Annotated in this window: 20 protein-coding genes and 1 tRNA gene; 9 read left to right on the top strand and 12 right to left on the bottom strand. The window is 67.8% G+C overall.

Going from position 1 to position 23565, the window contains the following annotated elements; translation table 11 throughout:
* Window position 1: 1 nt before the first annotated feature.
* The 4 genes from ASE66_RS26905 to ASE66_RS33765 form a co-directional block, all read right to left on the bottom strand.
* Window positions 2-1072: a DNA polymerase III subunit delta' gene (locus ASE66_RS26905; RefSeq protein WP_057192778.1), complete on the bottom strand. Its 1071-nt coding sequence runs from the start codon at window positions 1070-1072 to the stop codon at window positions 2-4.
* Window positions 1069-1746: a dTMP kinase gene (gene tmk, locus ASE66_RS32280; protein ID WP_057192777.1), complete on the bottom strand. Its 678-nt coding sequence runs from the start codon at window positions 1744-1746 to the stop codon at window positions 1069-1071. The genes ASE66_RS26905 and tmk overlap by 4 nt, the downstream gene beginning before the upstream one ends.
* A gap of 2 nt (window positions 1747-1748) precedes the next feature.
* The gene (locus ASE66_RS26895; protein WP_244495074.1) at window positions 1749-2939 is read right to left on the bottom strand and encodes a D-alanyl-D-alanine carboxypeptidase family protein; all 1191 of its coding nucleotides are present in this window, start codon (window positions 2937-2939) and stop codon (window positions 1749-1751) included.
* A 69-nt stretch (window positions 2940-3008) separates the two neighbouring features.
* Window positions 3009-4265: a septal ring lytic transglycosylase RlpA family protein gene (locus ASE66_RS33765; protein ID WP_274532974.1), complete on the bottom strand. Its 1257-nt coding sequence runs from the start codon at window positions 4263-4265 to the stop codon at window positions 3009-3011.
* A gap of 314 nt (window positions 4266-4579) precedes the next feature.
* Between ASE66_RS33765 and ASE66_RS26885 the strand changes: the two genes are divergently transcribed.
* Window positions 4580-4669: transfer RNA gene (locus ASE66_RS26885), tRNA-Ser, on the top strand.
* 206 nt (window positions 4670-4875) lie between these two features.
* Window positions 4876-5856, top strand: a complete 981-nt coding sequence (locus ASE66_RS26880; protein WP_057192774.1) for a Bug family tripartite tricarboxylate transporter substrate binding protein — start codon at window positions 4876-4878, stop codon at window positions 5854-5856.
* Between the two features lie 12 nt (window positions 5857-5868).
* Here the strand turns inward: ASE66_RS26880 and ASE66_RS26875 are convergent, their stop codons facing one another.
* Window positions 5869-6345, bottom strand: coding sequence for a regulatory protein RecX (locus ASE66_RS26875; RefSeq protein WP_082613753.1), 477 nt, complete (start codon window positions 6343-6345; stop codon window positions 5869-5871).
* Window positions 6346-6421: 76 nt separating this feature from the next.
* Window positions 6422-6841, bottom strand: a complete 420-nt coding sequence (gene arfB, locus ASE66_RS26870; protein ID WP_057192772.1) for an alternative ribosome rescue aminoacyl-tRNA hydrolase ArfB — start codon at window positions 6839-6841, stop codon at window positions 6422-6424.
* A 37-nt stretch (window positions 6842-6878) separates the two neighbouring features.
* Here arfB and mazG point away from each other — a divergent pair, with 37 nt between their 5' ends.
* Window positions 6879-7715, top strand: coding sequence for a nucleoside triphosphate pyrophosphohydrolase (mazG, locus tag ASE66_RS26865; RefSeq protein WP_057192771.1), 837 nt, complete (start codon window positions 6879-6881; stop codon window positions 7713-7715).
* Window positions 7716-7775: 60 nt separating this feature from the next.
* On the opposite strand, the gene ASE66_RS26860 is transcribed toward mazG, so the two are convergent.
* Window positions 7776-8621 carry an invasion associated locus B family protein gene (locus ASE66_RS26860; protein WP_057193427.1) on the bottom strand — a complete coding sequence of 282 codons (846 nt, stop codon included), beginning with the start codon at window positions 8619-8621 and terminating at the stop codon, window positions 7776-7778.
* Between the two features lie 239 nt (window positions 8622-8860).
* On the opposite strand from ASE66_RS26860, the gene ASE66_RS26855 reads away from it, so the two are divergent.
* Together ASE66_RS26855 and ASE66_RS26850 are read left to right on the top strand one after the other, a co-directional pair.
* Window positions 8861-10723, top strand: coding sequence for an extracellular solute-binding protein (locus ASE66_RS26855; RefSeq protein WP_057192770.1), 1863 nt, complete (start codon window positions 8861-8863; stop codon window positions 10721-10723).
* A gap of 14 nt (window positions 10724-10737) precedes the next feature.
* On the top strand, window positions 10738-11766 hold the full coding sequence (locus ASE66_RS26850; protein ID WP_162262537.1) for an AMP-binding protein: 1029 nt from the start codon (window positions 10738-10740) through the stop codon (window positions 11764-11766).
* Window positions 11767-11899: 133 nt separating this feature from the next.
* Here ASE66_RS26850 and mfd read toward each other — a convergent pair whose 3' ends face one another.
* The gene (mfd, locus tag ASE66_RS26845; RefSeq protein ID WP_057192768.1) at window positions 11900-15448 is read right to left on the bottom strand and encodes a transcription-repair coupling factor; all 3549 of its coding nucleotides are present in this window, start codon (window positions 15446-15448) and stop codon (window positions 11900-11902) included.
* Between the two features lie 104 nt (window positions 15449-15552).
* On the bottom strand, window positions 15553-15849 hold the full coding sequence (locus tag ASE66_RS26840; RefSeq protein ID WP_057192767.1) for a succinate dehydrogenase assembly factor 2: 297 nt from the start codon (window positions 15847-15849) through the stop codon (window positions 15553-15555).
* 201 nt (window positions 15850-16050) lie between these two features.
* Between ASE66_RS26840 and recG the strand changes: the two genes are divergently transcribed.
* Window positions 16051-18153 carry an ATP-dependent DNA helicase RecG gene (gene recG, locus ASE66_RS26835; protein WP_057192766.1) on the top strand — a complete coding sequence of 701 codons (2103 nt, stop codon included), beginning with the start codon at window positions 16051-16053 and terminating at the stop codon, window positions 18151-18153.
* An 8-nt stretch (window positions 18154-18161) separates the two neighbouring features.
* Here the strand turns inward: recG and ASE66_RS26830 are convergent, their stop codons facing one another.
* Entirely contained in the window at window positions 18162-18587 is a 426-nt protein-coding gene (locus ASE66_RS26830; protein ID WP_057192765.1) for a RidA family protein, read from the bottom strand.
* 137 nt (window positions 18588-18724) lie between these two features.
* Here ASE66_RS26830 and ASE66_RS26825 point away from each other — a divergent pair, with 137 nt between their 5' ends.
* The gene (locus ASE66_RS26825) at window positions 18725-19618 is read left to right on the top strand and encodes a LysR family transcriptional regulator (RefSeq protein WP_057192764.1); all 894 of its coding nucleotides are present in this window, start codon (window positions 18725-18727) and stop codon (window positions 19616-19618) included.
* Between the two features lie 69 nt (window positions 19619-19687).
* Window positions 19688-20521 (top strand): AraC family transcriptional regulator, encoded by an 834-nt coding sequence (locus tag ASE66_RS26820; protein ID WP_057192763.1) that lies wholly within the window; start codon window positions 19688-19690, stop codon window positions 20519-20521.
* Window position 20522: 1 nt separating this feature from the next.
* On the opposite strand, the gene ASE66_RS26815 is transcribed toward ASE66_RS26820, so the two are convergent.
* Window positions 20523-21215 (bottom strand): DUF502 domain-containing protein, encoded by a 693-nt coding sequence (locus ASE66_RS26815; protein WP_057192762.1) that lies wholly within the window; start codon window positions 21213-21215, stop codon window positions 20523-20525.
* A gap of 101 nt (window positions 21216-21316) precedes the next feature.
* On the opposite strand from ASE66_RS26815, the gene ASE66_RS26810 reads away from it, so the two are divergent.
* Window positions 21317-21736, top strand: a complete 420-nt coding sequence (locus tag ASE66_RS26810; protein WP_057192761.1) for a YbaN family protein — start codon at window positions 21317-21319, stop codon at window positions 21734-21736.
* Here ASE66_RS26810 and glmS read toward each other — a convergent pair.
* The gene (gene glmS, locus ASE66_RS26805) at window positions 21723-23549 is read right to left on the bottom strand and encodes a glutamine--fructose-6-phosphate transaminase (isomerizing) (protein ID WP_057192760.1); all 1827 of its coding nucleotides are present in this window, start codon (window positions 23547-23549) and stop codon (window positions 21723-21725) included. The genes ASE66_RS26810 and glmS overlap by 14 nt on opposite strands.
* Window positions 23550-23565: the final 16 nt, after the last annotated feature.

Below are 23565 nucleotides of genomic sequence, written 5' to 3'. Positions count from 1 at the left end.
TTCAGGCCGCGCGCGAACGGGAAACCGCCTCCGACAGATCGTGAAACAGCGACATGACGAGGGGGCGGCGATCGAGATTATAGGTTTCGACCTCGTTCGCGGCGCGTGCAAGTCTCTCCCACACCTCCGCAAGGGGCGCAAGCCGGGCCGGGCCGGCGGCGGCATGCGCATGGAGATGGGCGCCGAGCCAGCCCTGCACGGTCTCGATCATGACGGCGAAATCGGCCTCGCCCGCTTTGCCCGCGACATCCTCGCCGAGCGCCAGCAGCGCGGTCAGGTCGACCGCGGGCAATGCGTCGAGCCGCGCCCTCACCGCTTCAACCAGCGCCAGCGTCTCCGGGTCGACATAGGTCAGCGCCCGCTTGACCGAGCCCTCGGACAAGGCCGCGGCACGCCCGAGCGCGGAAGCATCATAAGGCAGGCGCATGCGCTCCAGCGCGATCGCGCCGGCCTGCGCGACGTCGTTTTCACCCAGCGGCTCGAACGACAGCAGGCGGCAGCGCGAGCGGATCGTCGGCAGCACACGGCCCGGCGCATGGGCGACGATCAGGAAGAGGCAGCGCGGCGGCGGCTCCTCGAGCAGCTTCAGCAGGGCGTTGGCGCCGGGACGGTCGAGATCCTCGGCCGAATCGACGATTGCCACGCGCCAGCCGCCCTCGCCCGCGCTGGAGCCGAAGCGGTCGATGATCCGGCGCACCAGATCGACAGGAATGTTGCTGGTGAAGCTCTTGCCGTCCGGCTTGGCGATGCGGCGCAGCAGATGCAGGTCCGGATGCGACTGGGCCGCGATCTTTCGGGTGGCGCCGTCGGCTTCCGGCATCGCGAGGTCACGGGCGGCCTCGGCGCGGCGCAGCGGATCGCCCTCGGCGAGCATGAATCGGGCAGCGCGATAGGCGAAGCTCGCCTTGCCGATGCCATCGGGGCCGCCGAGCAGCCAGGCATGGTGCATGCGGCCGGAGCGCAGCGCCGCCAAGAGGGCTTCCTCCTGGCGATGGTGGCCGATGAGCGCCAGCGTCTCGCGCGGATGCGGCGCGTTCGGCAGGCGGTCGGGTTCGTTGCTCGATTCGATCATGCCGGCGCAATCTGCGGCAAGGGCAGCCGGCTGGAAAGCGCTTCCCAGGCCGTTTCCGCCAGCATCTCGGGCGTCAGGCTGGCATCGAGGACGACGCAGCGCTGCGGCTCGGCGGCGGCGATGTCGAGAAAGCCCTGGCGCAAGCGGCGGTGGAAGTTGATCGTTTCGCTCTCGAAACGGTCTGTGACCTCGCCCGGTTGGCGACGACGGGCTGCCCGCGCCAGGCCGGTTTCGGGCGCGAGGTCGAGGATGAAGGTGAGCTCCGGCATCAAACCGGCGATCGCGGCGGCCTCCAAGGCCGCGAGCTTGTCCCCGGCGATCTCGCCGAGCGTGCCCTGGTAGACTCGGGTCGAATCGATGAAGCGGTCGCAAATCACCCAGGCGCCGCGTTTGAGCGCCGGCCTGATCCGGCTGTCGACATGATCGATGCGCGCGGCCTGGAACATCAGGGCCTCGGCGAAGGCGCCATAAGGTTTGATCTTGCCGGCGAGCAGGGCCTCGCGGATGCGCTCCGCCCTGGGCGAGCCGCCGGGCTCGCGGGTCAGCTCGACTGCGAGGCCATGCGCCGCCAGACGGGCCGCAAGCGCCTTGGCCAGGGTCGACTTGCCGGCCCCCTCCCCACCTTCGAGCGTGATGAAATGCCCAGCAGCGGGCCGCGCCTTCGCTCTGGCCACGCTCAGCTCCGCTTCAGGGCCTTGCGGACCCAGCCGGTCGCGGCCTCCATCAGCGCGTCGAGCGCGCGCTGCTGCAAGGTGCCGACCGCAACGCTCTCCGCCGCGTAGAGCGGGATGTCGAGCGTCTTGATCTCGCCGCGCGTGACCAGCAGGCGGCCGATCTCCGCGCCCTCCGCCACCGGGGCCTGCAACGGGCCGCGATAGACGATGCGGGCAGCGAGGCGCTCGCTGCTGCCGCGCGGCACCAGCAGGTTCACCGGCCCCTTCGCCCGGAGCGTGATCCGGCCCTTCTCGCCGCCGAAGACGCTGGCCTCGCCGACCGTCTCGCCCTCGGCGAAGACCTGCTTCTGCTCGAAGGAGCGAAAGCCCCATTCGAGCAGCTTGCGGGCCTCGCTGGCGCGATCGCGGGCGTTCTTCAGCCCGTTGACGACGACGATCAGCCGCTGGCCCTTCTGCACGGCCGAGCCGGCGAGGCCATAGCCGGTCTCGTCGATATTGCCGGTCTTGAGGCCGTCGGCACCGATGTCCATGGCGAGCAGCGGGTTGCGGTTGCTCTGCTTGATCTTGTTCCAGGTGAAGTCGCGCTGGCCGAAGATCCTGTAGAGCTCCGGATAGGTCTTGATGATGTGGTCGGCCAGCAGGGCAAGCTCGCGCGCCGTCACCTTCTGCTGCGGGTCGGCCATGCCGGTCGCGTTGCGGAACTGCGACTTGGTCAGGCCGAGCGCATGGACGCGCTCGGTCATCACCCTGGCGAAGCTGGCCTCGTCGCCGGCGACCGCCTCGGCGAGCGCGATCGCCGCATCGTTGCCGGACTGCACGATCAGCCCCTGCAGGATGTCGCCGAGCTTCACCCGGCTGTGGACGATGGCGAACATGGTCGAACCGCCGGAGATGCCGCCGCCCTTGCGCCAGGCGTTCTCCGAGATCGAGATCTCGGTCTCCAGCGTCATCTTGCCGGCAGCGATCTCCTGGAAGGCGACCAGTGCGGTCGCGAGCTTGGCCAGGCTGGCCGGCACCATGAGTTCGTCGGCCGCCTTCTCGTAGAGCACGGCGCCGCTGCCGGAATCGAGCAGGAGGGCATAGGGCGCAGCCGACTGGAACGCCTGCGCGCGGGCGAACCCTGGCGCCAGCACCAGTAGGGCGGCGCAGACCGCGAAAGCCCTGCTCCAAATCGGAATAGAGGCGCGCGCCATCCCTGATCGACCTTGCGTCATATCGAGATCAGATGATGCGCCGGTCCGGGCGGTCAAGCCCGGACGGAATCAATTCCGGGCCAGCGGCTGCTGCGACTGCAGCTTGAGCCCGGCCGAGAGCGGGTGGCTCCTGGCGAGGCGGGCGCCCGAGGTCTTCTCGGGAGTGGTGACCAGGGTGGCCGTGCGTGGCACCGGCTTCGGCGCCGTCACGACATTCGGGCGCAGTACCGGGAGCGGCTTGCCGGTATTGGCGACGGAGCCGAGATCGAAGGGCCGGGACGGCGGCAGGCGGATGCCACGGACCGGCACGCCATCCGCAGACGATGTCGACGCGACGCTGGCGACGATCGGGCTCTGCACGGCGATCGTGCGCGGCTGCTCGGGGGCATAGGCCTGCACGACGGGCTGGGCCTGGACCGGAGCGGGTTCAGCGCGCACAGGTGCAGGAGCCGCGCGCACGGGTTCGTCGTCGAGATCAGGACCGGCGGAGCGACCAAGATCGACCCCTTGTGCTGCGCTCGCGATCATGGTGCGGCTGCTCTGCCCCGGGATCGAGGCCGGCGAGCCGTCGGTGCGCAGCGAGGCGAGCAGCATCTGGTCGTCCGAGCCGGCGAGCGAGGCCTGGCCGAGATACTCGATCTTGACGCGCGCCGTGCCGAGATGGCGGAAGGCGAGCGCATCGGCCGTCTTCTGCGAGACGTCCATGACGCGGCCGCCATGGAACGGGCCGCGATCGTTGACGCGCACGATGATCGAGCGGCTGTTGGTGACGTTGGTGACGCGGGCATAGGCCGGCAGCGGCATCGTCGGATGCGCGGCGCTGACGCTCATCCGGTCATAGACTTCGCCATTGGCGGTGCGCCGGCCATGGAAGGCTTCGCCATACCAGGAGGCCGTGCCGACCGCGGTGAAACCGACCGGCTTTTCATAAGGCGTGTAGCGCTTGCCGGCGACAGTGTAGCTGCGGCCGATCAGTTCGCGGCCGCCGCCTTTCGGCACGGGTTGTCCATCTTCCACCACGCGTGCGCTGGCAGGACCGTATTTCGAGGATGGGAAAGCGCCGATCTCTTTCGACTTGCCGCGGCGGGCGACCTGGTCATTGGCGCAGTTCGCCAGGAACAGGCCGGCGAGCATGACGCAGCCGAGCCGGGTTGCCGTGCCAAGGGATGATGAAGCGCGAGGGGCGTCGCCGGAATCGGCCACAGGGGTGATCACCGCCGGTGCGCTCGTGCCTCGCATCATGCCGCAGTCCCGTTCGTCGCGCCGAAAACGCTGCGCCGCCCAAGCCACCACCGTGGCAAAGGCGCAGTGTTCGACCAATTCCATTAAGGGATCGTTAAGCGGCGGAAGCGCGGGCGCGATACCGTCAACAGAAACCCAGCGCTGCCCTTGGGCGGGCATAAAGGTGTCGGAAATGGGGCAACTGTCAATTCCGCCACCGTCTCGGCGCATTTTTCGGTGGAGCGTGACAAGCCTGCAACGGCTGAGTCCGCCTGTCGGCACAGCCTCCCGGCACGCCCGTACTCTCAACGCAAACCCTTGAAAATACGTTTATTCTCCAGACGTGAACAAAGACCGTCGCGCGCCCTCCCCGCATGCGGCTTGCAAAAGTCGACGGGGAGCGGCAATGACGGGACACCGGAAGGGTGGCCGAGTGGTTTAAGGCAGCGGTCTTGAAAACCGCCGTGGGTGCAAGCCCACCGTGGGTTCGAATCCCACCCCTTCCGCCAGCTCGGCTGGCCGCACCACTCACGCGCCGAGCGGCAAACCAAAAAGATGGGGTTCTGCCGCGCGTTGCGAGCTGCCGCCGCGCCATGGCGCTCGCTTGCCATTTCCGGATGTCGATGCCCTAATCCGAGGATCGCTCGGCGATCGCCGCCGATGCTCGCCGACCGGCCGCCAAGAGCCGGCACGTTTTCTCAAGGGAGGTCATCTTATGTCGAAAACCGGATGGTTCGGCGCCCTGGCGCTCGCCGCGCTGGCGCAGATCGTCCCGGCTGCGCCGGCCTATGCCCAAGCCTGGCCGCAACGGCCGGTCAGCTTCATCGTGCCGTTCCCGGCCGGCGGCGGCACCGACGCCTTCGCCCGCCCGCTCGCTGCCCAACTCGAACAGCAGTTAGGCCAGCGCATCCTGATCGACAATCGCGGTGGTGCCGGCGGCACGGTCGGCGCTTCGGCCGCCTCCAAGGCCGCCCCCGACGGCTACACCTTCTTCATCGGCGCCGCGCACCACGCCATCGCGCCGGCGCTCTATCCCAAGCTCGACTACAACATCCAGACCGACTTCATCCCGATCGGGGTGATCGCGCAGCCGCCGCAAGTCGTGGTCGTCCATCCCGGAAAGGTCCAGGCCAAGACGCTGGCCGAGCTGATCGACTACGCCAAGAAGAACCCGGACAAGCTGAATTACGGCTCGGCCGGCAACGGCACCACACATCACCTCGCCGGCGAACTGTTCAAGCTCACCACGAAGATCAACCTGACCCATGTGCCCTATCGCGGCGCCGGCCCGCTGATGCAGGATCTGGTCGCCGGCCAGGTCGATCTCGCCTTCGACGGCCTCGGCTCCTCCGCCGCGCAGATCTCGGGCGGCACGCTGCGGGCGCTCGCCGTCGCTGCGCCCAAGCGCGCCAGCGCCTTCCCCGACGTACCGACTGCCGCCGAAGCGGGCGTGCCGGGCTACGAGGTCTCGACCTGGTATGCGATGTGGGCGCCGAAGAACACGCCGCCCGAGATCGTCGCCAAGATGACGGCCGAGCTGCAGAAGGCATTGGCCACGCCAACAGTGACGGAGGCCTGGAAGAGAAACGGCTCCGAGATTCCGAACCTCTACGGGCCGGCCTTCGGCGATTTCGTCAAGGCGGAGGTGGCACGCTGGGGCAAGGTCGTGGCCGAAGCCAACGTCAAGCCAGACTGAGAAAGCGGGCGGTCACGCGCCCTCGCCCGCACCGTCGATCACGGTGCGGGCGATCGTCAGGCTGAAACCGGCGCGCGCCAGCGTTGCGATGTCTTTCTGGCGTTGCGCCGCCCGGTCGCCACGGCTCCATGGTCCCAGGCGCTTGCGCCGGGCAGCGAGGCGCGCCGCCGCCAGCTCGGCATCCTCATCCGGGACAACTATCTCGGCGATGAGCTCACGCCCCACGCCCTTGGCGGCAAGCCCTGTCGCGACGGCCCGCGCCGAGCGCCCCTTGCGACGCAGGCTCTGCGCCCTCGCCTCTGCGAACCGGCGATCGTCGACCAGGCCGGAGGCGACGCAAGCACCGACGATCTCGTCCACCGCCGCCGAGAACTCCCGCGGATCGAGATCATGATGCCGGCAGCTTCGGTCGACCTTGCGCTGCAGGACGCGGCGCAATTGCGCCTCAGGCACCGAATAGCGTTCGAGATAGTAGAGGGCCGCACGCATCAGATAGGCCGCATCGATCCGTCTGGGCGCCCGCCGCTCCGCTCGCCCTGACTCGCCTTCCCGCTTCCACGCCACGCTAGTCGAAACTCGGCTTGCCTCGGCCCGATTTGACCGAGGAGCGCCGCTCCTTCGAGGCCAGGCGCCGCTCCTTCGAGGCCTTGGTCGGCTTGGTCACCCGCCGCACCTTCGGCCGCACCTCAGCCTTCCGGATCAGCTCGATCAGCCGCGCCAGCGCCTCTTCGCGGTTGCGGCTCTGGCTGCGATGCTCCTGCGCCGAGATGACGATGACGCCCTCCTGCGTCAGCCGGCTGCCGGCGAGCTTCATCAGCCGGATCGCAACGTCGTTCGGCAGCGACGCCGAGCGGCGGACATCGAATCTGAGCTCGACCGCACTCGATACCTTGTTGACATTCTGCCCGCCCGGACCGGAGGCGCGCACGAAGCTCTCCTCGATCTCGCTTTCGTCGATCGCAATGGACGGGGTCACTTGAATCATGGGAGGAGGCTAGCTCAACCCGAAGAGAATTGCAGCGATGAAGCCTTCGCGTGACATTGAGCGCCTGATCGAGATCATGGCCGCCCTGCGCACGCGCGGTTCCGGTTGCCCCTGGGATCTCGAGCAGGACTTCGCCTCGATCGCACCCTACACGATCGAGGAAGCCTATGAGGTCGCCGACGCAATCGCACGCGGCGATCTCACCGACCTCAAGGACGAGCTCGGCGACCTCCTGCTCCAGGTGGTTTTCCACGCCCGCATTGCGCAGGAGCAGGGTTCCTTCGCCTTCCCGGATGTGGTCGAGGCGATCACCACCAAGCTGATCCGCCGGCATCCGCATGTCTTCGGCGACGCCCGCGACCTGTCGCCCGCCGAGGTCAAGGCACTGTGGGGGCAGATCAAGGCGCAGGAGAAGGCCGACAAGGCGCACGCAAGGGCGCAGGCCGGATTGCCGGAGCCGCCCGAGGCCAAGGGCGTACTCGCCGGCGTGCCGACCACCCTGCCCTCGCTGACGCGGGCCTGGAAGCTCCAGGCCAAGGCTTCGACGGTGGGGTTCGACTGGAACGACGCCCGTCTGGTGATGGACAAGATCCGCGAGGAGACCGCGGAGGTCGACGAGGCGCTCGCCGCCGGAGACAAGGCCGCGATCAGGGAGGAGATCGGCGACCTGCTCTTCGTGATCGCCAACCTTGCCCGCCATGTCGATGCCGATCCGGAGGCCTGCCTGACGGCGGCCAACGCCAAGTTCGCGCGCCGCTTTGCCGGTATCGAGGCGGCACTGGAGCAGGAAGGGCGCGAGCCGAGGCAAGCCTCGCTCGACGAGCTCGAGGCGCTCTGGCAGCAGGTCAAGCGCGCCGAGCGCACCGCATCTTGAACAAACGAAAACGCCGGGCACGAGGCCCGGCGTCGCTATGTTTTTCGCCTGATCGGCTGATCAGGGCTTCGGAGCCGGGGCAGGCGTCGCGCCCGGAGCCGGAGCGGCGCCGGGAACTGCCGGCGTACCGGGAGCCGGGGCTGCGCCAGGCGTGGCATCGGCGCCGCCGAGGCGCTTGCGCAGCTCCTCCTGACGCTTGGCGAGCTCGTCCTGCAGCGCCTTCTGCTGCTCTTCCAGCACCTTCGGGTCGATCGGCGCGCCGTCGAACGCCTTGGCGAAGTCAGCCATCGGGATGGCGAAGGTGACCTCGCGCGCGCCCTGGTTCTGCACGCTGATGTTGAGGGTGTTGCCCTTCTTCATCGAGTTGATGAAGTCGTCCTTGACCTGCGCCTCGGCGAAGCAGCCGTTCGGGAAGCAGATCGCGTAGCGGCCCGGGGTCGGCTGGGCCGTGTCGACGCCGAAGCGGATGCCCGGCTGCAGCAGCAGGCCGAGCGGCATCAGGAAGCGCACGATCTTGCTGGGGTCGCCCTTCACATCATAGACCGCGACGGCGAGCACCGGCTGGCCCTGATCCGAGACGAAATCGCGCGTGGTGTAGCAGATTTCCTTGTTGGCGGCCTGGTCCTTGCCGCAGACCTTGGTCCAGCTCGTCTGCGACGGCTCGGGCTTGACCTGGACGACGGTCGGGCCGGTCTGCGCGGCCTGGCCGGCCGGGGGCTGTGCCGGAGCGGGAGCGGGCTGCGCCGGCTGGGCCGGACGGCTCGCAGGGCGCTGCGGCTGCGCCTGCTGGGCGAGCGCGGAGAAGGGGGCGAGAGCGACGGCGGCGCCCAGCACGAGCGCGAGGCTGCGGACCGTGCTCTTCGCGGTGGCGCCCTGGCTCTTGGACAGGCGGGTCGAAGCTGACATCTGCAATTCCTTGACCATGGAAACTGGTTCGGCTGCCATGATCGGCAGCGTGCATCACCCAAAGCTCAACCGACAAGGTGCCCGAGCCGGTGGCGGCGTGAGCACATCAAGCGCGATTGAGGCGTTTGAATGACGCCCGGCCTGCGTTTAGCGAGTTCCGTCGCAGGTTTCCAGCCCGAAGAGCGCCACGCGACAAGTTTGATCGCATGTTATCCTGCGGTAGGGAATCAGGTTTGAGCATGCATCGACGCAACCGCGCCCCGGCGCGCCTGGCATGGGTTTTCGGGTTCGTCTTCGCGAGTCTCGCGGCTTTCGGCCTCGCGGGCGGCACAGGCGCGACTGCGGCCGAGAACGACAACGCCATCGCCATGCATGGCGAGCCGGAGCTGCCCAAGGGCTTCGACCACCTCCCCTATGCCGATCCGAAGGCATCCAAGGGCGGACGAATCATCTTCGGCCAGCAGGGCACCTTCGACAGCCTCAACCCGCTGGTCGTGCTCGGCGTCGCCCCTGACGCGGTGCCGCGCTATGTCCAGCAGAGCCTGCTCTTCCGCTCCGCCGACGAGCCGTTCACCGCCTATGGGCTGCTGGCAAGCAAGGTCGAGCTCAACCCGGAGCGGACCCGCCTCGCCTTCCAGATCGACCCGCGCGCCCGCTTCTCTGACGGCAAGCCGGTGACGGCAGAGGACGTGATCTTCACGTTCGAGATGCTGAAGACCAAAGGCAAGCCGTTTCACCGCTCCAGCCTGGGGCGAGTGACCAAGGTCGAGGCGCCCTCGCCCGACCGCGTCGTGTTCGAGCTCGGCGACGGCTCCAACCGCGAGTTGCCGCTGGTGATCGGCGCCATGCCGATCTTCGCCAGGCACGCCACCGACGCCGAAAAATTCGGCGACACCAGCTTCAAGCCGGCGCTCGGCTCCGGGCCCTACCTGGTCGAGGAGGTCAAGCCCGGCGAGATGCTGCGCTTGAAGCGCCGCAAGGATTTCTGGGCGGAGGATCATCCCCTCACCCGCGGACTCTTCAACGCCGACGAGATCCGGTACGATTTCTATCGCGATTCCAACGCCTTGTTCGAAGCTTTCAAGGCCGGACTCTACGACTTCCGCCTCGAGAGCGATCCGACGCGCTGGATGACCGGCTACGACGTCCCGGCGGTGCGCGACGGCCGGATCCTGCGCGACACGCTGCGCTTCCAGACGCCCAAGGGCATGACCGGGCTGGTCTTCAACACCCGCCGCCCGCAATTCGCCGACATCCGCGTCCGCGAGGCGCTGGCGATGCTGTTCGATTTCGAATGGGCCAACCGCAACCTGTTCCATAGCGTCTATCGCCGCGCCGGCAGCTTCTTCGCCGACAGCGAGCTCTCGGCGCTCGGCGTCCCGGCCGATCAGCGCGAGAAGGCGATGCTTGCGGCGTTCCCGGGCGCCGTGCGCGACGACATCCTTGCCGGAACCTGGGCGCCGACCGCCTCCGACGGCTCCGGCCGCGACCGCGACCAGGCCCGCCGCGCCCTCGACCTGCTGGAGGCTGCAGGCTACCGACTGCGCGACGGGCAGTTGCGCAAGGACGACCAGAAGAACGGCCAAGACGAGGTCTTCGGCTTCGAGATCACCGTCACCAACCGGCCGCAGGAGCGGCTGGCGCTGAACTATGCGACTTCGCTCGCGCGGCTCGGCATCGCCGTCTCGGTCCGGCTGATCGACGACGTCCAGTATTGGCGCCGGCTCTCGACCTTCGACTTCGACATGATCCAGTGGACCTGGCCGGCCTCGGCCTCGCCCGGCAACGAGCAGATCGGCCGCTGGGGCTCGGTCAATGCCGAGCGCAAGGGCGCGCTCAACTATGCCGGCGTGCGCTCGCCGGCGATCGACATGACGCTGCAGGCGCTGCTGGCGGCGCGCTCGCGCGAGGATTTCGTCGCGACTGTGCGCACGCTCGACCGGCTGCTGCTCTCCGGCTTCTACGTGGTGCCGCTCTATTATCTGCCCGAGACCTGGCTGGCGCGCGCCCGCGAGATCACCCTGCCCGAGCGACGCCCGAAATTCTTCTTCTCCACCGAGACGCTGGCGCGGTTGCCTTCCCCGCCAGCGCCCGCGAACTAGGCCGGCCGATGCGCATGGGCTCCGACGAAATCTCCATCGGCGCGCTGGTCGAAGGGCTCGATTTCGACAGCCTGCTGAAGGCGCTGGCCGCACGCCGCGGCTATGAGCCTGCCTTCCGCGATCCGCCGGGCCGGCGCGACTGGAGCGATTTCTCCCCGGGCGCCTTCGGCTTCGCCGAGCTCGACGGCCGGGTCGACCGGCTCGCCAATTTGCTTCTGCTGGCCAAGCCGCAGCCCGGCGCCTGCGTCGCGATCCTGGCGCCGCTCGGCCCCGAGGCGCTGGTCTCGATCCTCGCCTGCCTGCGCGCCGGCCTGTCGCCGATGGTGCTGCCGGCGCATGCCAAGGAGGCGGAGCTGCTGCAACTGATCGAGCGCTCCGGCGCGGTGATGGCGCTCGGCGTGCCGCGGATCGGCGGGCTGCAGCCGCTGCACCTGCTGCGCGACGTCGCAGCGCGCTCCTTCGGCATGCGCTTCATCGGCGGCTTCGGCCCGCATGTGCCGGATGGTGTCGCCGCGCTCGAACCGCTGCTCGGCCATGGCGCCACGCCCTCGGCGCTACCGCCGGCCACGATCCGTGCGCCGATCCGCGTCGTCGACGGTCACAGCCTCGCGGGCCCCTTCCCGGTCAGCGAGAAGGAGGTCCTGGCCAAGGCGCTCGAAATCTCGCGCGTGCTGAAGCCGCTCGCCTCGTCGCGCATCATCACCACGCTGGTCGGCGGCGATCTTGCGGCGCTCGCGACCGGCCCGGGCATCGCGCTGCTCACCGGCGTCGAGCTGCTGCCGCTCGGCCTGTTCGTGCTCGACGACCTGCGCGCCTGCCTGGAAGGTGGGCGGGCGGTCCATCTCGTCATTCCCGCGGCGCTGGAGCCGGCCCTGGCGCGCTCGCGACTCGGTGGCCACAAGGCGCTGATCAGCCTGGTCGTCACCCGCCGCGTCGGCGAGGATGACGGGCTGCCGCGCCTCGACAGGCCGGATCTCGCTATCGTCGACGTGATCACGCACGAACCGGAGCGCGTCGAGATCAGGCGGCGCAATCCGGGCTGAGCATGCCGAAGGGCGCCGAGATGCTCGGGCCTGACCCGAGCATCTCGGGCCGGAGGAGGCGCTAGTCGGCGCGTTCTCGTCATGAGATTCTCGGGTCGCCGCTACGCGTTGCCCGAGAATGACGGGGAGGTCCCTACGCCGCTTTCTTCCGCTCGGCGATGCGCGCGAGATCGGTCAGCAGCCGGCGCGTGCCCGTCAGCCGCTGCTCTGCCGTTTCGAAGTCGTCGATGAAGACGACGCGCATGTCGGGGCGAACTTTGGCCAGCGTGCCGATCTTCGCGACATAGGAGACGAGGCCTTCCGGGTTGGCGAACTCATTGTCGCGGAAGGCGACGATGATGCCCTTCGGCCCGGCCTCGACCTTCTCGACATTGGCGCGCTTGCACAAAGCCTTGATCGCGACGATCTCCAGGAGCTGCTTGACCTCCTCCGGCAGCGGCCCGAAGCGGTCGACCAGCTCGGCGCCGAACGATTGCAGATCGCCGTCGTCGTCCATGGTCGAGAGGCGCTTGTAGAGCGTCAGCCGCAGCGTCAGGTCGCCGACATAGTGCTCGGGGATCATCACCGGCGCGCCGATCTGGATCGACGGGGACCACTGCGCGTCGCTCTCGAACTCGACGCCAGCCTTGAGCGCCGCCACCGCCTCCTCCAGCATCTGCTGGTAGAGCTCGTAGCCGACCTCCTTGATATGACCGGACTGCTCGTCGCCTAGCAGGTTGCCGGCGCCTCTGATGTCGAGATCGTGGCTGGCGAGCTGGAAGCCGGCGCCGAGCGTGTCGAGCGATTGCAGCACCTTCAGGCGCTTGTCGGCTTGGTCGGTCAGCTTGCGGTTGGCCGGCACGGTGAAGAGCGCATAGGCGCGGACCTTCGAGCGGCCGACGCGGCCGCGCAGCTGATAGAGCTGGGCGAGGCCGAACATGTCGGCACGGTGCACGATCAGCGTGTTGGCGGTCGGGATGTCGAGCCCGGATTCGACGATCGTGGTCGAGAGCAGGATGTCGTACTGGCCCTCGTAGAAGGCCGTCATCACGTCCTCCAGCGTGCCCGCCGCCATCTGGCCATGGGCGATGCCGACCTTGGCCTCCGGCACCTGCTTGTCGAGGAAGTCCTTGACCTCGGCGATGTCCTCGATGCGCGGCACGACATAGAACGAGCGCCCTCCCCGGTAGCGCTCGCGCAGCAGCGCCTCGCGCACGATCAGCGGATCGAACGGTGTGACGAAGGTACGCACCGCGAGGCGGTCGACCGGCGGCGTCGCGATGATCGAGAGCTCGCGCACCCCGGTCATGGCGAGCTGGAGCGTGCGCGGGATCGGCGTCGCGGTCAGTGTCAGCATGTGCACCTCGGCCCGCATCTCCTTCAGCCGCTCCTTGTGGGCGACGCCGAAATGCTGCTCCTCGTCGACGATGACGAGGCCGAGATCCTTGAAGTCGATGCCCTTGCCGAGGAGGGCATGGGTGCCGACGGTGATGTCCATGGTGCCGTCGGAAATGCCCTGCTTCACCGCCTTGAGATCGGGCGCCGACACGAAGCGCGAGGCCTGCCCGACATTGACCGGCAGCCCGGCGAAGCGCTCGACGAAATTGCGATAGTGCTGGCGCGCGAGCAGCGTCGTCGGCACCACGACGGCGACCTGCTTACCGGCGAGCGCAGTGGTGAAGGCGGCACGCAACGCCACCTCGGTCTTGCCGAAGCCGACATCACCGCAGACCAGCCGGTCCATCGGGCGGCCGGCAGCGAGGTCGTCGAGCACGGCGTCGATGGTGTTCTGCTGGTCCTCTGTCTCCTCATAGGGGAAGCGGGCGCAGAACTCGTCATAGAGCCCGTCTTGCGGGATCAGGCGCGGGGCTTCTTTCAGCGCGCGGGCCGCGGCGATCTGGATCAGCTTGCCCGCCATTTCGCGGATGCGCTGCTTCAGCTTGGCCTTGCGCGCCTGCCAGCCACCGCCACCGAGCCGGTCGAGCACGACCTCGGTGTCCTCCGAGCCATAGCGCGAGAGCAGCTCGATGTTCTCGGCCGGCAAGAACAGCTTGGCGTCGCCGGCATAATGGATTTCGAGGCAGTCATGCGGCGCGCCGGCCGCCGTGATCGTCTGCAGGCCGACGAAGCGGCCGATGCCATGGTCGACATGGACGACGATGTCGCCGGGCGTCAGCGCGGACAGCTCGTTGATGAAATCCTGCGGCCGGCGCGTCTTGCGGCGCGGCCGCACCAGGCGGTCGCCGAGAATGTCCTGCTCGCCGATGACCGCGAGCTTGCCGGCCTCGAAACCGGTTTCGAAACCCCAGACCGCAAGCGCGGTGGTGCCGGGCTTGAGGTCAAAGGCGGCCCGCAGCGAGCCGGTCATCTGCACGGTCTTGAGGCCGTGATCGGCCAGCACATGGGCGAGGCGCTCGCGCGAGCCTTCCGACCAGGCGGCAAGGATGACGCGCCGGCCTTCAGCTTCCAGCGCCTTCACATGCGCAACGGCCGCGTCGAAGACGCTGCCGGCATTGTCCGCGCGCTCAGCGGCGAAGCTGCGGCCCTGCTTGCCGGAGAGATCGACGACGAGCTTGCCGTCGCTCTCCGGCAGCTGGAACGGCGTCAGCGAGGCCACGCCAGCTTCGCCGACGATGCCGCGCCAGTCGCCCGGCGAGAGATAAAGCGCCTCAGGCAGCAGCGGCTTGTAAGGCATCGAGCCCGGCGAGGGCTGGTCGAGCGCGCTCTTGCGGGCGTCGTAATAGTCCTTGATCAGGCTGATGCGTTCGCCGACCGCGTCCTCGGCCTGATGGTCGAGCACGATCGGCACATCGGGCAGATAGGTGAAGAGGGTGTCGAGCTTTTCCGCCAGCAGCGGCAGCCAGTGCTCGAGGCCCGCAGGGCGCCTGCCCTCGCTCACCGCCTCGTAGAGCGTGTCGTCGCGGCCGGGCGTGCCGAAGGTCGAAATATAGGACTGGCGGAAGCGACGGATCGAGTCGCTCGTCATCTGCGCTTCGGACATCGGCACGAGGTCGAGCCCGCGCAATTGCCCGGTGGTGCGCTGCGTTTCCGGATCGAAGGTCCGGATCGATTCCAGCGTATCGCCGAAGAAGTCGAGCCGGATCGGCGCCGGCATCCCCGGCGGGTAGAGGTCGACGATGCCGCCGCGCACGGCGAATTCGCCGGTCTCGCGTACGGTCGAGGTGCGCATATAGCCGTTGATGTCGAGCCAGCGCGCCAGCTCCTCGGTGTCGACCATGTTGCCCGGCGCTGCCGAGAAGCTCTCGGAGGCGACCTTGCCGAAGGCCGGCACGCGCTGGAGCGCGGCATTGACGGTGGTCAGCAGCAGGCGCGGCTTGTCGCCCGATTTGGTCCTGGCCAGCCGCGACAGCGTCGTCATCCGGTGCGCCACGATCGAGGGTGCCGGCGAGACGCGGTCATAGGGCTGGCAGTCCCAGGCCGGGAAGCTCATCACCTCGAGATCGGGCGCGACGAACTGGAGCGCGTTCTCCAGCACCTGCAGGCGCTGGCCGTCGCGGGCGATGAAGACGATCAGCGCCGGCCCTTCCGACTTCTTGGCGCGGGCGCGCGTTAGATCGGCGAGCACGACGGCGTCGAAGCCATCGGGCACGCCGGCGAGCGTCGGCTTGTCGCCACGATTCAGCGCATCGAGGATGCGCTCGAGCTGTGGCTTGGCGATCTGGGCGGGAGGCGGAATGCTCATCGGGTAATTTTCTCAGGCGTCATTCTCGGGCTGGTCCCGAGAATCTCAGGACCAGCGGGCTCTGGTTTCCGAGATGGTCGGTCAAATCCGACCATGACGGAAGCTCAGACGTGGATCGGCTTGTCGTGCTGGTGAAAGGCCTTCAGCCGCCGGAACACGTCGCTATCGTAGTTCTCCGGCACATCAGCCTCGCCGGTGATCCAGCTCAGCAGGTCGCGATCCAGCACCTCGATTAGCCGCTCGAACTCGTCGAGCTCGGCCTCGCTGAGCGCACCGATCTGCGCATCGGCGAAGCGGCCCATGATCAGATCGGTCTCGCGCATGCCGCGATGCCAGGCACGGAACAGGATCTTGCGCCGGCGCGGGTCGAGACCTTCGCTGCTACGGGTCGAGCCACTCATCGTTTCCCTCGCGCGGTCCAATGCGAAACGGGCCGGCCCCGTCGCGGAGCCTGCCTTGAAAGCGGAGCAGGATTATTGCGAAAAACCGGTTCCCACTTTTTCCGCATCCTGCTCTGGCGAGCTATATAGCGAGCGACCCTCGCGAAGTCAGCGGCTGAAACGCCGCGAGGCCTCGCACTCCTGACATGCCGTGAGCCGCTTTTGCGCCCTTCCCTCCTTGATCCGCTCTTCGCCCCGGCCACGACGCTCTCAGGCGTCGGCCCCAAGCTCGCCAAGGCGCTCGACAAGCTGCTGGGCGACGAAACGCACGCGGCCCGCGTCATCGACCTCATCTTCCATCTGCCGACCGGCGCGATCGACCGCCGGCCGAGCGAGAGCATCATCGAGGCGCCGATCGGCGAGATCGCCACCTTCTCGGCAAGGGTGACCGAGCATCGCCCTGCCCCGCCGACCAAGGCCAAGGCGCCCTATCGCATCATCGTCGAGGACGAGACCGGCGACGTGACATTGGTCTTCTTCCATGCCGATGTCCGCCATCTCCTGCAGAGCCTGCCGATCGGTGCCTATCGCATCATCTCCGGCAAGCTCGAGCTCTGGGACGGCATGCGCCAGATGGTGCATCCCGATCGCATATTCGATCCCAAGATCGCCGCGACCATGCCCTCGGTCGAGCCGGTCTATGGGCTCACGGAGGGAATCGGCGGGCGCGTCATGGCGCGCATCGCCGCCGGCGCAGCCGAGCGCTGCCCGGAGCTGCCGGAATGGCAGGATGAGGCTTTCGTGGCCCGCAACGACTTCGTGCCTTTCCGCAATGCGATCGACGCCCTGCACCACCCTGTCGACCTCAAGGCTGCAACGGGGGAAACGGTCGCACGCCGGCGCATCGCCTATGACGAACTGCTGGCGAGCCAGATCGCGCTCGCGCTCGTGCGCCGCCAGCAGAAGAAGGCGGCCGGCCGCGCCACGGCGGGCGATGGCGCCCTGCGTCACGCCATCGAGACCGCCCTGCCCTTCAAGCTGACCGACGGCCAGCGCCAGGCGATCGCCGACATCCATGACGACATGGAAAAGCCCGAGCGCATGCTGCGCCTGCTCCAGGGCGATGTCGGCTCGGGCAAGACCGTGGTCGCGCTGCTGGCGATGGCGGCCGCCGCCGAGGCCAAACGGCAATCGGTTCTGATGGCGCCGACCGAGATCCTCGCCCGGCAGCATGCCGAGCGCCTGGCGCCGCTCGCCGACAAGGCCGGCCTCAAGCTTGCGCTGCTCACCGGTCGCGAGAAGGGCGCCGGCCGGCGGCAGGTGCTGGAAGGCCTGGCGAATGGTGAGATCGATATCGCGGTCGGCACCCATGCGCTGTTCCAGGAAGGCGTCGCCTTCCATGACCTAGCGCTCGCCGTCGTCGACGAGCAGCACCGTTTCGGCGTGCATCAGCGCCTGTTGCTCGGCGCCAAGGGCGAGGCGGTCGATATCCTGGTGATGACCGCGACGCCGATTCCGCGCACGCTGTCGCTGACCTGGTTCGGCGACATGGACATCTCGATCCTCGCCGAGAAGCCGGCTGGCCGGAAGCCGATCACCACGCGGGCGATTTCGCTCGAGCGCTATGACGAGGTTGTCGGCGCGGTCGGGCGGGCGCTGGAGAGCGGCGCGCAGGTCTACTGGGTCTGCCCGCTGGTGCAGGAATCCGACACGCTCGACGTTGCCGCCGCGCAGCAGCGCTTCGAGGCCTTGCAGGAGGAGTTCGGCGACAAGGTCGGCCTGCTGCACGGCCAGATGCCGGGACGCGACAAGGACGCGGCGATGGCGGCCTTCTCCGGCGGACAGACGCGCGTGCTGGTCTCGACCACGGTGATCGAAGTCGGCGTCGATGTGCCCAACGCCTCGGTGATGGTGATCGAGCACGCCGAGCGCTTCGGGCTCGCCCAGCTCCACCAATTGCGCGGGCGGATCGGGCGCGGCAGCGCCGCCTCGACCTGCCTCCTGCTCTACAAGGGCCCGCTCGGGCAAGTGGCGGAAGCGCGCCTCGCCATGATGCGCGAGAGCGAGGATGGCTTCCGCATCGCCGAGGAGGATCTGCGCCTGCGTGGCGAAGGCGAGGTGCTTGGCACCAAGCAGTCCGGCTCTCCAGACTGGCGCATCGCCCGGCCGGAGATAGACGGCGATCTCCTGGCGACAGCGCGCGACGATGCCCGCCTGCTGATCGAGCGCGATCCGCATCTGGAGACGCCGCGCGGGCAGGCGATCCGGACGCTGCTCTATCTGTTCGAGCGCGACGTCGCGATCCGCCTGCTGCGGGCCGGCTGAGGCGATACTCAGCCCCGCGTCCCAGGTGTGTTTTGAGCCGATGTGGACGGGATTCGGGCGGTCACCTTGAGCTCGAAGTCGAATCCGGCGAGCCATGTCACGCCGACAGCGGTCCAGGTCGGATAGGGCGGATCGCCGATTTCCTCGGCTCGGATTGCCATTACCGTGTCGAACTGCGCCTGCGGATCGGTGTGGAAGGAGATGACGTCGATCACGTCGTCGAAGCTCGCGCCTGCCGCCGCCAGCACGGCGCGCAGATTGGCGAAGGCCCGCCGGACCTGATCCTCGAACACCGGCTCGGGCGAGCCATCCGCGCGGCTGCCGACCTGGCCTGAGATGAAGAGCAGGTCGCCGTGCCGGATGGCAGCCGAGTACTGATGGAGATCGTACAGTGCGTGCCGGTCGGCAGGGAAAATCGCATCGCGTTTAGGCATCTCGTTTCCTTTCTCGGTTTTCGAAACGCTAGCGGGCCGAAGCCGCGGGGCTGCGTTCATGCCGACAGGAGATGGAGGGCGATCACTGTTCGGATTAGCCGTTGAAATTCGTACAGGCTGATGCAGATTGGCCAGCAATGGCTCGCCCATCGCTCAACGACCTCACCGCCTTCGTCACCGTCGCGACCCGCCGCAGTTTCCGGCGCGCGGCGGATGAGCTCGGCACGGCGCCTTCCACCCTGAGCCATGCGATGCGTGCCCTGGAGGAGCGCATGGGCGTTCGTCTGCTCAACCGCACGACGCGCAGCGTTTCGCCGACGGAGGCCGGCTTCGAGCTGCTCGGCCGTCTTCAGCCGGCGCTCGCGACGCTGGACGAGGCCCTCGACAGCGTCGCCGCGTTCCGTGGCAATGTGGTTGGGACCGTCCGGATCAACGCGCCGCGGTTGGCGGCCGCCATTCTCGTTCGTGACGTTCTACCGGCGCTGTCTGAGCGCTTTCCCGATGTGGTCGTCGACCTCGTCGTCGAAGGGAAGCTGATCGACATCGTCTCGGCCGGATTCGATGCCGGCGTGCGTCTCGTCGGCTCGATCCCGAAGGACATGATCGCCGTGCCCTTCGCCGGCGCCGTCAGCTTCGTCTGCGTCGCATCGCCGGCCTATCTCGAACGCTTCGGCGAGCCGGCCACGCCCGACGAGCTGAAGCGCCATCGCTGCATCGGCCACCGCGTGCCCAACGGCAAACTCTATCGCTGGGAGTTCGAGCGAGCCGGACAGGCGCTGACGGTCGACACCGCCGGCCCGATCATCCTCGACGACGAGGAACTGATGGTGGACGCTGCGATCAAGGGGCTAGGCATCGCCTATGTCGCCAGCCCGGCCGCCGAAGCTGCGCTGGCCGAGGGACGTCTTCGCCGGGTTCTGGCAGCCTGGACGCCCGCTTCCGAACGAGTCGCGGTCTATTATCCCGGCCATCGCGCCGTGCCGCCGGCGCTGCGGGCCTTTCTCGATGTCGTCAAGGCTTCGCGATCGTAAGCGGCAGCAATCCCGATCAAGCGGACCCGCCTCGCCTCGGCCATGGTGCCGGCGTTTCGTGAGTGAGCCATGGACCCGATCAAGAAAGCCCTCTGGTGCATCGAAAGCCGCTTCGCCTCCGAGCTCTCGCTCGACGAGATCGCGGAGGTCAGCGGCGTCTCGCGCTTCCATCTCAGCCGCGCCTTCGGCGTGGCGACCGGCCGCTCGGTGATGCGCTATGTGCGCGAGCGCCGGCTCTCGGAAGCGGCGCGTCAGCTCGCCGATGGCGCACCCGACATCCTCCGGGTCGCGCTCGACTGGGGCTATGGCTCTCACGAGGCCTTCACCCGTGCCTTCCGCGAGCAGTTCGGCATCACGCCGGAGGAGCTGCGCGCCAGGCGCGATCTTTCGTCCCTTGCTCTCGTGGAGCCTCTGTCCATGCACGCCGCAACCCGAATCCCCCTCGCCGAGCCGCGTCTCGTCACCGGCAAGCCCATGCTGATCGCCGGTTTCAGCGGCCATTTCTCGGTCGACAACACGCAAGGCATCCCGCTGCTCTGGCAGAGGATCGTCCCGCATTTCGGCCATATCCCCGGCCAGAAGGGTTACGTCGCCTATGGCGCGAGCTATAATTGCGACGATGTCGGCGCCTTCGACTACATCGCGGGTGCCGAGGTTTCGTCCTTCAGCGATCTGCCGGACGAGTTCGCGCGCCTGAGCGTGCCCGAGCAGCTCTGCGCCGTCTTCGAGCACAGCGGCCACATCACCGGCATTAAGCAGACCTACGAGGCGATCTGGCGCGACTGGCTGCCGAAATCGGGCCGCGAGCCGGCGATGGGCGTGACGCTCGAATTGATGGACCAGCGCTTCGACGGCGCGACCGGCAACGGCATCGTCGAGATCTGGGTGCCGCTCAAGGACTGAATTATTTCGCCCCGTCGGATATTGGTTGGCCGGGCTGGATCAGCCCGGCGGACATGATCAGCTTGGCACCGTCCTCGACCGAGATCGTAAGCTCCACCACCTCGCGCCGCGGCAGATAGAAGAAGAAGCCGGTGGTCGGGTTCGGCGTACAGGGCAGGAAGACGCCGATCTGCTCCTCGCTATCGGGCAGCCTGCCGGCGATTTCGGGTGCGGCCTCCTGCGCGATGAAGACGATCGACCACATGCCGGGCTGCGGGAACTGCACCATGCCGACCTTGCGGAACGAGGTGCCGGATTGGGAGAAGATCGTCTCGAAGATCTGCTTCACGCCCTTGTAGAGCCCGCGCACCACCGGCATCCGGTTGAGGAGCGCCTCGCCGGCGCCGATCAGCGAGCGGCCGACCAGGTTCGCAGCGAAGAAGCCGATCAATGTCAGGCCGATCAGCGCGATGATCAAGCCGAAGCCGGGCAGCGGGAACGGCAAATAGTTTTCGGGCCAGAACTGGGCCGGCACCAGCGGCCTCACCATCCCGTCGACCAGGTTGATGAACCACCAGGTCACCGAGGCGGTGATGGCGAGCGGCGCCGCCAGCACCAGCCCGGTCAGGAAATAGCGCCTGAGCCTGGTGCCGAAGGTCGGCCGCAGCAGATCCGTCTGGACGACGAGGCGCGGATCGGGCGTGCGGGCATTCATCGACGATCCAGGACTCCGGCCGGTCTTGCGGCCTCGCTACATTGCGCCGCACTATCAGACGATAGCCGAGCGCGCGGCGCTGGCTAGCCCCCGATTCGTCGATGAGCATCGTGTCCGAACCTTCCAGACAGCGCCGCCGCTGGCATCGGCCGCTCTACCTTGCCGCCGGCTGGCTCTGCACGGTGCTCGGCATCATCGGGCTGATTCTGCCGTTGATGCCCGGCACGATCTTCCTGATCGCGGCCGCCTGGTGCTTCTCGCGTTCCTCGCCGCGTTTCGAGAGCTGGCTGGTCAATCATCCCTGGCTCGGCCCGCAAGTCGTGCGCTGGCGGCAGACGGGCGCGATCGCCCGCAGGACGAAATACGTCGCCTGCGGCTCGATGCTGTTGAGCTTCGTCATCCTGGCGGCAAGCGATGCGCCGCCGATCGCGCTCTGGCTGAGCGGCGCCGGCCTGATCGCGGCCGGCACCTATGTCGCGAGCCGGCCGGAGCCGGAGGACGACGGGGTCACTCGACGGTGACGGATTTCGCCAGATTGCGCGGCTGGTCGACATCCTTGCCCATGAAAACCGCGGTCTGATAGGCGATCATCTGGATCGGCACCGAATAGACGATGGGCGCGAACAGCGGGTCCATCTCCGGCATGATAATCGTCGCCTCCGGCACGATGCCGCATTCGGCGGCGCCCTTGGCGTCGGTGATCAGGATGATCCGCCCACCACGCGCCGCGACTTCCTGCATGTTCGAGGCGGTCTTCTCGAAGAGCGCATCGTGCGGCGCGATGACGATGACCGGCATGTCCTCGTCGATCAGCGCGATCGGACCGTGCTTGAGCTCACCAGCCGGATAACCTTCGGCGTGGATATAGCTGATTTCCTTCAGCTTCAGCGCGCCTTCAAGCGCCAGCGGGAAGCTGGTGCCACGGCCGAGATAGAGCACATCGCGCGCTTTGGAGAGCTTGCGGGCAAGCTTCTCGATCTCCGGCTCCAGCGTCAGCGCCTGGGCCATCAGACCTGGCAGCGCGATCAGCTCCTGAACGTAAGCCGCTTCCTGCTCGGCCGAGAGCGTGCCGCGGGCGCGAGCCGCCGCGATGGCGAGGCCGGCGAGCGCTGTCAATTGGCAGGTGAAGGCCTTGGTCGAGGCGACACCGATCTCGGGACCGGCCAGCGTCGGGGCGACGACATCGCTCTCGCGAGCGATGGTCGAGGTCGGGACGTTGACCACCGACATGATGTGCTGGCCTTCCTGGCGGGCATAGCGCAGGCAGGCGAGCGTGTCGGCTGTCTCGCCCGATTGCGAGACGAAGAGCGCGAGCCCATTGGCCGGTAGCGGTGCCTCGCGATAGCGGAACTCCGAGGCGACATCGATCTCGACCGGCAGGCGCGCCAGCTTCTCGAACCAGTATTTGGCGGTGAGGCCGGCATAATAGGCGGTGCCGCAGGCCGAAATAGAGAGGCGCGACAGGTTCTTCCAGTCGAACGGCGTCTCGAAAGGCAGCCGCGCCACGCCATTCGCCATGTCGACATAATGTGTCAGCGTGTGGCCGACCACTTCCGGCTGCTCGTGGATCTCCTTGGCCATGAAGTGGTGGTAATTGCCCTTCTCGACCAGGAAGGCGCCGGCGGCGACGCGCTGGGCGCGGCGATCGACCTGCTGGCCATCAGCATCATAGAAGGTCGCGCCCTTGCGGTTCAGCACGACCCAGTCGCCCTCGTCGAGATAGGCGATCAGGTTGGTGAAAGGGGCGAGTGCCAACGCGTCCGAGCCGAGATACATCTCGCCGTCGCCGATGCCGACCGCGAGCGGCGAGCCCTTGCGAGCGCCGATCAGCAAATCCTCTTGCCCTTCGAACAGGAAGGCGAGCGCAAAGGCGCCGCGCAGATGCGGCAGCGACGCTCCGACCGCTGCGACAGGGTCCTTGCCGCGGTCGAGTTCGCGGGTAACCAGATGGGCGATGACCTCGGTGTCGGTCTCGCTGGCAAAGACATGGCCGTCGGCCTCGAGTTCGGCCTTGAGCTCGCGGAAATTCTCGATGATGCCGTTATGGACGACCGCCAGCTTCTCGGTGGCGTGCGGATGGGCATTGGTCTCGGTCGGCTTGCCATGCGTCGCCCAGCGGGTGTGGCCGATGCCGATCAGCCCCTCGAGCGGCTCATTCGACAGGCGCACTTCGAGATTCTTGAGCTTGCCCTCGGCGCGGCGACGGCTGAGCCGGCCGCCTTCGAGCGTCGCGACGCCGGCCGAGTCATAGCCGCGATATTCGAGCCGCCGCAGCGCCTCGACGACCTGGCCGGCGACGGCCTGCTTGCCGAGAATGCCCACGATCCCGCACATGAACGTGCCTCATCCG

It is taken from the genome of Allobosea sp. Root483D1 (assembly GCF_001429505.1).
Taxonomy (GTDB): domain Bacteria; phylum Pseudomonadota; class Alphaproteobacteria; order Rhizobiales; family Beijerinckiaceae; genus Allobosea.
This window is presented reverse-complemented; position numbering and strand designations above follow the sequence as displayed.